This window comes from Blautia sp. 210820-DFI.6.14 (genome assembly GCF_020558815.1).
GTDB lineage: Bacteria > Bacillota > Clostridia > Lachnospirales > Lachnospiraceae > Blautia_A > Blautia_A obeum.
Map to the genome: position 1 here is coordinate 1 of NZ_JAJCKS010000048.1, position 10,429 is coordinate 10,429.

10 protein-coding genes are annotated in these 10,429 nt (G+C 41.1%); all 10 read right to left on the bottom strand.

The genetic code is table 11. The annotated features are described in order from the left end of the window. Positions 1–145 precede the first annotated feature (145 nt). Complete coding sequence (locus LI112_RS17230; RefSeq protein ID WP_118235851.1) at positions 146–535, bottom strand: BlaI/MecI/CopY family transcriptional regulator; 390 nt, start codon at positions 533–535, stop codon at positions 146–148. Positions 536–568: 33 nt separating this feature from the next. Continuing rightward, complete coding sequence (locus tag LI112_RS17235) at positions 569–1,432, bottom strand: hypothetical protein (RefSeq protein WP_227191158.1); 864 nt, start codon at positions 1,430–1,432, stop codon at positions 569–571. 125 nt (positions 1,433–1,557) lie between these two features. Beyond that, on the bottom strand, positions 1,558–2,505 hold the full coding sequence (gene pfkB, locus LI112_RS17240) for a 1-phosphofructokinase (RefSeq protein ID WP_117592103.1): 948 nt from the start codon (positions 2,503–2,505) through the stop codon (positions 1,558–1,560). Next, positions 2,502–3,221 (bottom strand): DMT family transporter, encoded by a 720-nt coding sequence (locus LI112_RS17245; RefSeq protein ID WP_319638647.1) that lies wholly within the window; start codon positions 3,219–3,221, stop codon positions 2,502–2,504. Before LI112_RS17245 ends, pfkB begins: the two co-directional genes overlap by 4 nt. A gap of 13 nt (positions 3,222–3,234) precedes the next feature. Beyond that, positions 3,235–4,029 (bottom strand): pyrroline-5-carboxylate reductase, encoded by a 795-nt coding sequence (gene proC / locus LI112_RS17250; RefSeq protein WP_227191160.1) that lies wholly within the window; start codon positions 4,027–4,029, stop codon positions 3,235–3,237. Positions 4,030–4,159: 130 nt separating this feature from the next. Continuing rightward, on the bottom strand, positions 4,160–5,611 hold the full coding sequence (locus LI112_RS17255) for a DUF4179 domain-containing protein (protein WP_227191161.1): 1,452 nt from the start codon (positions 5,609–5,611) through the stop codon (positions 4,160–4,162). Beyond that, positions 5,611–6,144 carry an RNA polymerase sigma factor gene (locus LI112_RS17260; RefSeq protein ID WP_227191162.1) on the bottom strand — a complete coding sequence of 178 codons (534 nt, stop codon included), beginning with the start codon at positions 6,142–6,144 and terminating at the stop codon, positions 5,611–5,613. The genes LI112_RS17255 and LI112_RS17260 overlap by 1 nt, the downstream gene beginning before the upstream one ends. Before the next feature lie 362 nt (positions 6,145–6,506). Beyond that, positions 6,507–7,652, bottom strand: coding sequence for a lactaldehyde reductase (gene fucO, locus LI112_RS17265; protein ID WP_227191163.1), 1,146 nt, complete (start codon positions 7,650–7,652; stop codon positions 6,507–6,509). Positions 7,653–7,911: 259 nt separating this feature from the next. Beyond that, positions 7,912–8,499, bottom strand: a complete 588-nt coding sequence (locus LI112_RS17270; protein ID WP_173904696.1) for a TetR/AcrR family transcriptional regulator C-terminal domain-containing protein — start codon at positions 8,497–8,499, stop codon at positions 7,912–7,914. Then, positions 8,469–10,259 (bottom strand): aminopeptidase P family protein, encoded by a 1,791-nt coding sequence (locus LI112_RS17275; RefSeq protein ID WP_195968407.1) that lies wholly within the window; start codon positions 10,257–10,259, stop codon positions 8,469–8,471. The genes LI112_RS17270 and LI112_RS17275 overlap by 31 nt, the downstream gene beginning before the upstream one ends. Positions 10,260–10,429: the final 170 nt, after the last annotated feature.

Below are 10,429 nucleotides of genomic sequence, written 5' to 3' on the forward strand. Positions count from 1 at the left end.
TACAATTCATCTCCCACCTATAGAGGAAGGAGAATTCTTGCTATGTTATGTTAAACAGAATCGCAAGCAGTTTGACCAGTAAAATTATAACTGCTGCAATAATATTCAATTTCAGAATATGCAGAACAAAAACTTCCATAATTCGCTATTCCTCCCTGTCCTCCAGCTCCTTGAGAAAATCGCTGAGTTCATGAATTTCTTCAGAACTGATTTTTTTCCCCTGATAAAGTGATGTGACAAATTTTTTTAATGAATTTCCATACAATTTTTCAAGAACACTCTGACTCTCATGTGCCTGATAATCCGACTGCGAAACCAATGGAGTATACAGGTTTAATTTTCCCTGTTTCGTCACTTCCACAAAATTTTTACTCTCCAGTCTTGTCAGCAGTGAAAGGATTGTTGTCGATGCAAGTTTTTTCTTTGTATTGATTACTTTTTCAATTTCCGGCCTGGTCATCGGAGGAGTTCCGTTCCAAAGAACAAGCATGATATCCAATTCTGATTCAGGTAATCTCTGATATGTTTTTTTCACTCTTTTTCCACCCTCCTGATATATTTTCTACTATCAATTCATTTCAGTATAATTACTGCCATTCTCATCGCTCCATGTTCCGTCTCCGTTGTCCGTAAATCCGGTACCATTGTCGTCACGGAAATAATAATCACCATTTGTAGTCTCTGTAACCGTCACAGTATTGCCGCCTGCATCCTGAAGATCATGCTGTTCCAGCGTATGTCCCAGATGATGTGTGTCATCATTCAGAGCTGCGTAGGTATTTCCATTTTCGTCTGTATAGGTTTCATCCCCGTTATCCGTATATTCCATTCCGTCATCTCCACGATATTCATAAGAATAATCTTTGTGAAGAATATAATTGATTTCAATTGTATTCCCCTCGCTGTCAACTAATGTCATCGGTGAAGTAGTACGGATATCTGAATCATCACTGCTGTCTGATGAACTTGCAGAAGCGTTTTCTTCTGTATCAGAATCAGAGGAGTTTGTCTCTCCTCCGGACTTCTTGCTGGAAGTACCGGACTCTGACTTATCAGAATTTCCTGCTGCATTTTCTTCAGCCTCTCTCGTAAGAGACGGATTTCCCGGATAAGAAATATACTCTACAAATTTTCTGACATCACTGATGTCATCTGCATCTTTTGCATATCCTACTGCCATATACAGACTGTTTCCCTCTGAATAAATTGTCTGGTAGCAGGCCTCATATGTATCATTACATTTGGCTATCCCGGTTTTGACATCATCCAGTGAATATTTATAAATATTTACATAATCACTGCCATTTGTAGAAATAATGGCTGACCAAACAACATTCCAATGCAGACAGCGATCATCAAAGAATCTCTGGAATGGGTGCGTGACTGCCCGAGCTTTAACCAGACAAAAGTTCTTCCTTATGAATATCGTCACAATGTCTGAACCGTAACTAATCTTTAAATTAACTTCTGAGTTTCGATAAAAGAATCTCCGTGCATGAATCCTCTCTTTCCCTTTTCATACACGGAGATTTCTTTTTTTGTTCGACTTGAATTAATTTATGCTCTGTTTTTTATATTCCTCAACAGTGTATCCACTTCTTCTCGTGTTGCAAGATTCTCTGAAAAAGCACTTGCACTTCCAGTACAGACTCCATAATAAAAAGCATCTTCATATATACCAGACTTCAAATATCCATATAAAAATCCGGCTACCATGGAATCTCCTGCACCAACAGAATTCTTTACCTTACCTTCCGGTGCTTCACTTTTGTAAGTGGATCCATCTTCCGCCACAAGAACTGCCCCATCTCCCGCCATAGAGACCAGTACATTTGCAGCGCCCATTTCCTGCAGTTTTTTTGCATAAAGAATAACGTCTTCTTTTGTGCTCAACGTAACACCAAAAATTTCTCCAAGCTCATAATTATTTGGCTTGATCAGAAACGGATGATACTCCAGTACATTTACCAGCAGATTTTTGGTTGCATCCACAACGATCATAACTTCTCGCTTCTGCAAACGTTTCATAATATCACGGTAGATCGTAGATGGAAGAACCGTCGGAATACTTCCGGCAAGAACAAGGATGTCCCCTTTTTGCAGAGCATCCAGCTGCTGATAAAAAATTTCCAGTTCTTCTCCACTGATTTCCGGTCCCATACCATTTATTTCAGATTCCTCTGATACAGTTTTTTCACCATTCTCTCCCACCTGCAGAGAACGCAATTTTACATTGATTCTTGAGATTCCTTTCTTTACCCGCACAAACTGCTCTTCTACCTTCCGCTCTTTCAGCAGTCTGTGAATCTCTTCTCCTGTAAATCCACCGGCAAAACCAAGTGGGATACTTTCCATTCCCAGGTTTTTAAGTACGATTGACACATTGATTCCCTTTCCTCCGGGCAAAATAAGTTCCTCTGCTGTTCTGTTTACTTTTCCTGTTTTAAATTCATCAACGCCTACTATATAATCCAGAGAAGGATTAAACGTCACCGTATATATCATATCTCTGATGCCTCCATTTTTTTATTTACTATCATCTGTATAATAATGCCTGTCACGATCAGTACCAGACCCAGAACAGAAAACACGGTAATCTTTTCTCCCAGAACAAAATGTGTCAGAATCAGCGACACAAACGGAGTCAAATATGCCAGATTGGCAATCACCGCTGTATTTCCCAGATCAAGAGCCAACGCCCATGTAAGATATGGAAGTGCATTACATATAATTCCATTCCAGAGCATTCCCGCCGCCTGACTTCCTGTTGGTATGGTCAGCTTTCTCTGTATGAGAACAAGTATAAATGCGGTTATTGTTCCTGCAGCATAGGAAATCATAACACTGAGATTCTTATCATAAATTTCTTTTTTATTTAAAGTACAGTACATGCCATAACACACTGCCGCCATCAGTGCATAAAAAACACCTCTGGAATCTCCCAGCGAAAATTCCGCCAGATTTCCGTCTGTTGTAACGACCAGAATTCCAAGAAAAGAAAAAATAACAGCAGCTGCTTTTCCCAGATTCATCTTTTCTTTCAGGATCCAGCAGGAAAGAAGGATGATCAGTGCTGGCCAGAGTTCATTTATCACAAATGCTGTCTGTGCTTTGAGATGTGCTGTTCCAAGAAGCAAAAAATAATTATAAAAAAACACGCCCAGCGATCCTATCAGTATCATCCGGATGCTTCTGTGCATTGATAAGTGTCTGCCTGTCATTTTAAATTTTATTTTACATTCCTTTTGCTTTTTTCACACATGCAGTCTGAGCCTCGATCACTGCACTGCGCAGACCTTTTTCTTCCAGAACACGCACTGCCTGAATTGTCGTTCCTGCCGGAGAGCATACCATGTCTTTGAGTTCTCCCGGATGTTTGCCGGTCTCAAGCATCAGCTTCGCACTTCCAAGTACAGCCTGTGCGGCAAATTTGTATGCCTGTGCTCTCGGCATTCCATCTGCAACTGCTGCATCTGCCATTGCCTCAAGGAACATAAACACATATGCCGGGGAACTTCCGGAAACACCTACCACTACGTCCATCAGATGCTCCGGGATCACTTCTGTCTTTCCGAAGGTATTGCAGAGTTTTACTGCCAGTGCTGTCTCTTCCTCTGTCACAAGATCATTCACACAAAGAGCTGTCATGCCTTCTCCGACCATCGCCGGTGTATTTGGCATTGTACGGATAACCTTTGTCTTCTCGCCCAGCTTGTCTGCAAACCACTGAATAGTTTTACCCGGTGCAATAGAGATAAAAATCTGTTCCTCTTTTACACTGTCTTTAATTTCATTCAGAACACCTTCCAGAAACTGTGGCTTCACTGCCAGAAAAACTACATCCGCAAAATCCACAACCTGTGCGTTAGTATCTGCCTTCTGAATGCCAAGTTCCTGCTCGATCTTTTTACGTGTCTTATCTGATTTTGCAGAAGCGATCATATCTGTCGCTGCCACTTCTCCACTTTTCAGAATTCCCTTTAACATGGCTGTTGCCATATTTCCACAACCGATAAAACCTATCTTCATGATAATCTCCTCCTTGGGTGAAAACGTTGTTACCCATATGATACCCGTTTCCACCCAAAAAGTAAAATACTATCTTATTATTTCATTCATTCTATAATATTATCTGACAGTTACATCTGACACACTATATTCAGTCAAAATGCAGGGTCTTGTGATATTTTGCATACTGGTCAAGAAGATCACTCCATTTCTGACCTTCCGGTTTGTTTTCGTTATTGTTGTAATTATCCGGTCCCTTCAGCTCATCCATGTATTGAGTATAATCCAGAATGTAGATGTCAACGGTGGAAATATCTCTGTCCTGGATTGTAAAATTATTGCAGTTTCCAGTTGAATCATTATATGGAAGTTTATTTCCGTTGGCATCAAGTGCAACCATAAAGCAGTCACTGTCAGAGCCATCCTCATAAAGCTCATTTACGGTCAGCTCATATGGTGTACGGATTACAGATTTGAGTCCAATACCTTCATCGTTTGTATCGTTGAGTTCCATTACTTCTGTCTGGGAATCATCTACCGTAACCGGGATATCGAAACTCCAGTCACCTTCATATTTGTAGTAGCCAGCATCCGTTCCATATTTTTTCTCATCCTCTTCTGACCACTGATAGTTTGCTTCCAGTCCTCTTACCTTCGTAATATCCAGATGCAGGTTAAAGGTATCTGGAATATCAATTTCTTTAATGTACTTCTGATATGCTCCACCACGCTCAGACACTTTATTGATAAATTCTTCCAGCAGCGCATACCCTTCATCTGTCTCATCATCCATATCATCCATTGTAATTCCCATCTCATCCAGTACCTGCTGTGTCATTTCATCGTATTTCTCATTATATTCCGTATAGTCTTTTGCCGCCTGAGCAAGATCATAACGGAAAATGCATGCATAGGTGTTGTCATCCAGAAACTGTCCTTCCACCTGGCCGTCGATCACCGGACTAGCTTCTGAATTAAAGTCCACACCGCCAGTCATATCCAGATCAATGACCGGTGTTCCACTTTCAGCCAAAGTTTCTGTCTTCGGAAATGGATTATCACTCTTAAACTGCATAGTTATATAGACCGCCTGACTGTTCGCGTATACTTCTGAGCATGTGATCGTCAGATTGTCTGCCGTCTTGGTATATGCAGTGTCTTTTTTTGTCATATCCTGTCCCGCCTCAGTATCTTCCGGTGAATTTCCTTCTATGTCTGACTCAGGGTCTGCCACGGTTCCTTCTGCCTCAGTTGTATCAACGGCTTCCAACGTCGTTGCATGCTCCGAAAAATCACCGAAAAAGCTCACATTATCCTGCAGCATTTCAAAGAGTCCTCCAACCACCGGAAGATTTTTGGCCATGACTGGATTCACCGCACAGAATATAAATCCGACTGCAAGCACTGCCGCCATTCCCCCTGCAATTCTTCCTCCGAGCTTCATCCAGTGATAAGGTTCTTTTGGCGCCCTTTTCTGCACAGCAGTGTTATTTTCGATCAGACGATATGCCTGATTCACGCGCTCATGTACAATCACCGGTATTTCTGTTTCTTCCTGAAGTTTTTTCTGAAAATCCTTTTCATTATCATTAAGACTCATCATTAGGCACGTCCCTCCCTGACCTTATATTCATACAATTCTGCAACCTGTTTTCTGCCTCTCTGAAGACGCGATTTCACAGTGCTTTCTTTCATATCCAGGATGTCACTGATCTCCCGGATATTGAACCCTTCCATATAGTACAGAAGGATCACCAGACGATATTTATTATCCAGCGGTTCCAGCATCTGTGCCCACTCTTTTGCAGCATATTCTTCCTCGTAAAAAGGAGTCTCCGGCATCTGGTCCATGTAGGTGACCTGTTTCTTCTGCTTCAGAATATCCTTACATTTATTGATCAGAATCCGAAGCATCCAGGTCTTGAAATATCTGTTCTGCTTCAGACTTCTCAGGTTTTCATAGCAGGAAAGAATGGTATCCTGGATCGCATCGGCAACATCTTCATCGTTTTTGAGATATGCAGATGCCATCTTATACATGCACTGCAAATGCTCATCCATCAGCCTGCAGAAGGCATCTTTGTCGTCTTTCTTTGCCCTTCGTATCAAAAATTCATTGTTCATTGATTTCTCCATTCTCCTGTCTCTGACCGGTCATCAGGAAATGTTGTGTAAAAGCTTTCATTTATGTGCTTCTACTTATTAGACGCCAGAAACGCCAAAAGGGACGCAAATTTACATATTTTATTTTGCCAAAAGCATGGATAGGTACGAGGTTCGTGTCGTATCCTGCATGGAATATATTTACTTCTACTGTGGTCATCCAATCTTTCGTTTACCCATAGTATGGCATACAACAGAACAATCCTCCCCCATTACACAGCCAGAACTCAAGAATCCCAAAGACAAAAAGAGGAATCCTTCACACGAAAATCTCCCTTCCTGAAACACCAGGAGAAATTTTCAAAGGATTCCCCATACGATTAAATTTTTTTAAATTACATAATCTTTCTAAACAGATCCTTCAGATCTTCTACACTTGCATCCTTCGGATTTCCCGGTGCGCATGCATCTGCATGAGCAGATTCTGCCAGGAACTGAAGATCTTCTTCTTTGATCGCTTCCAGTTTTGTCGGAATTCCAACATCAACAGAAAGTTTTCTTACTGCATCGATTGCTGCTTTTCTGTACTCATCCTGTGTCATGGAATCTACATCTTTCACACCCATTGCACGTGCGATCTCACGGTATTTTTCACCAGTACATTCCTGGTTGTATTCCATAACGATCGGAAGCATCATAGCGCAAGCAACACCATGTGGTGTATCATAAACAGCACCCAGTGTATGCGCCATGGAATGTGCAATTCCAAGACCTACATTTGAAAATCCCATACCTGCGATATACTGTCCAAGAGCCATTCCCTCACGGCCTTCTTTGGTGTTATCAACTGCTCCGCGAAGAGATTTGGAAATCAGTTCAATTGCTTTCAGATGGAACATATCTGTCATTTCCCATGCGGCTTTTGTGGTGTAACCTTCGATTGCATGAGTCAGGGCATCCATACCTGTTGAGGCAGTCAGTCCCTTAGGCATGGAAGACATCATTTCCGGATCAACAACTGCGATGATCGGCATATCATGAGGGTCAACACATACAAATTTACGTTTCTTTTCAACATCTGTGATAACGTAGTTGATTGTAACTTCCGCTGCTGTACCTGCGGTTGTCGGAACTGCGATGATCGGTACACAAGGATTCTTTGTCGGTGCTGTGCCTTCCAGGCTTCTTACATCTTCAAACTCTGGATTTGCGATGATGATACCGATTGCTTTTGCAGTATCCATAGATGAACCACCACCGATTGCGATAATATAATCCGCTCCGGATTTCTTGAATGCAGCTACACCATTCTGCACATTCTGGATAGTCGGATTTGCTTTGATATCAGAATAAATTTCGTATTCCAGACCTTCTTTTGCAAGAACATCTGTTACTTTGCTTGTTACATTAAATTTAATCAGATCCGGGTCAGAACATACAAATGCTTTCTTGAATGCATGAGCTTTTGCTTCATTTGCAATCTCAGCAATTGCTCCTGCTCCGTGATAAGACGTTCCATTTAAATTAATTCTGTTTGCCATGATAAATACATCCCTTTCTACATTAATCGTGAGTATCTTTTTATCAATTCCTCACAGTTTTTTCTTTCAAGTTGTTATTATATTAACAATGTTTTAATAAAAAAGAAAGTTACAGAATTCGTCATGTGTAACGTTTTCTGTAACTTTCGTGATTTGTTCCAATTTTTGATATTTATATTCAGTAAAAATCACCAGATGATTTTTAGCCGGAAAACATATATAGTCCATATTTCCTTTATTTCCAGCATTTTAGCACTTATCAATTCAGAATTTCAAGACCTGTAAATACTTCTGCAAGTTTCCCCGGCATACCGTCCACAAGTCTTTCCGCAAGCTCTTCCGGTGTACACGTCACCTCCCCTGTCACCCATTTGACAGTCATGTAAATAGAACTGTTACAGTACATTTCCAGAAGAAATAGAACATTTTCCTCTGGAAATTTGCCAGTTTTTTCACAAATCAGCTTTTCATAAAAAGCCAGAATCAACTCAAAATCATGCTGTCGCAGAGAATTCTGCTCATCATAACGAAATGCTGCTGAAAAGAATTTCTGTTCCTCCTGTATATAAGTAAATTTTTTAACCAGTGCATCATAGACGGTTTTTCCCTGACCCATATGCTCAAAAGACTTTGCCAGCAGCTTATCAAAATACCAGTTGATCAGATCATATTTATCCAGAAAATTCCTGTAAAACGTCTGTCTGGTAAGTTCACATTTCTCTGTGATCTGTTTGACTGTAATATTCTCTACGGACGTCGTTTTCATGCATTCTTTCATTGCTCTCGCCAGTCGATATTTTGTTTTTTCACCCTTTGTCAGATCTCTCTGGTTGCCTGTCTCAGCCATTCTTTTTCTTCCTCATCTAGATATGGTGCTATGGTAACATAGACTTTTTTGTGATATTCGTTCAGCAGTTTTCGTTCACGGTCCGACATCTGTTCCGGATCAACTCCATCCAGGTCAAACGGTACCATAGTCAGTGACTCAAAACACATAAACTGCCCGAAAGGAGTTTTTTCTGCCTTCTTACATAAAACAAGATTTTCATGACGGATGCCAAATTCATTCTCCAGATAATATCCTGGTTCATCGGATGTAATCATACCTTCTTCCAACACCGGTGCCGGATTTCCCGGAAGATTTTTCCATCGGAAACTGTTAGGCCCTTCATGCACATTCAGAAGATATCCTACCCCATGTCCGGTACCATGATTATAATCTTCGCCAAGTTCCCAAAGCGGACCTCTGGCAAGGTAATCAAGGTTTAATCCGGTGCATCCGTATTTAAATTTCGCAGCTGCGAGATTCAGATTTCCACGCAGAACTGCAGTAAAATATTTCTTCTCTTTCTCTGTGACCGTTCCCAATACGATCGTTCTTGTGATATCGGTCGTACCTTCCAGATAGTGTCCGCCAGTATCTGCAAGTACCATCCCTCTGGCCTCTAATGGAATATCAGTCTCCTCTGTTGCACTGTAATGAACAATTGCCGCATGCTTTCCATAGGCAATGATCGGATCAAAACTATCTCCAATAAAATGCTCCTGCTCACTGCGAAACTGATATAATTTCTCTGCTGCGCCGAGTTCTGTAATCCTCTCTTTTGCCACATTTGTTTTCATCCAGCGAATGAATTTTGTAACTGCAACACCATCTTTGATATGTGCAGTTCTTTCGTTGTCCATTTCTGTCTGATTTTTGACTGCCTTCGGAAGAAGTGTCAGATTTGGCTCATCCACAATCGTCACATTACATGGAATATTACTTACCAGACGGCTGTTGACACTGTCTTTGGAAAGCAGGATTTTTTTATCCTCTGAGATTGTCTGAACATAAGAATAGACATCCTCATACGGATAGATTTTTACTCCATCATCTGCCAGATTTGTACAGATTTCTTCCGAAAAAGCAGCTGCGTTTGCATATAATCGAACCTCGGTATCCGTCATGATCAAATAAGAAAGAACAACCGGGCAACAATGAATATCATTACCGCGAATGTTCAGTAACCAGGCGATATCATCAAGTGAAGTAAGAATAAAAATATTCGCCTTTTTTGCCTTCATCTGCTCTCGAATCCCTGCAATTTTATCCTTTCTTGATTCGCCCGCCCATTTCACATCCAGCTCCATAACCGGCTCACAGGAAAGTGCCGGACGTTCTCTCCAGATTTCTCCGATCAGATCCTCATTTACAGCAAATGTGATATTTTTTTCTTCCAGAAGTTTCTCCAATTCTTCTGCTTCTTTTGCACTGACTGTACGTCCATCAAAGCCCAGACACATACTTTTTTCCAGCTTTTCTGCCAGAAACTGATGTACCGTCGGTACTCCCGGCTCACCCGATCTGAACAGTTCAATCGTACTGCCACGAAGCTGATCTGCCGCCTGAATAAAGTATCTGCCATCGGTCCACAACCCAGCCATGTCCTGCATGATCACAGCTGTTCCCGCTGATCCTGTAAAACCTGTGATATATTTTCTACATTTAAAGTAATCACCCACATATTCAGATCCATGAAAATCATCCGTTGGCACCAGATAGGCATCTATCTTTTTTTCTTTCATTAACTCTCGAAGAACATTCAATCGCTCTGTTATCTTCATTTTCAGGCCTCCCCGTTCAAATGTTTATCCACATTTTATTTGAATATCTACTGGATAAATCTCTGTATCTGTTGTCCATGGTAAACAGAATACAACTATTTGTCAATGACCAGCGGTGACATGCTCCCACCACTTAATCTCTGATTTTGAAGTGGGGGCTTCTTGCTCAA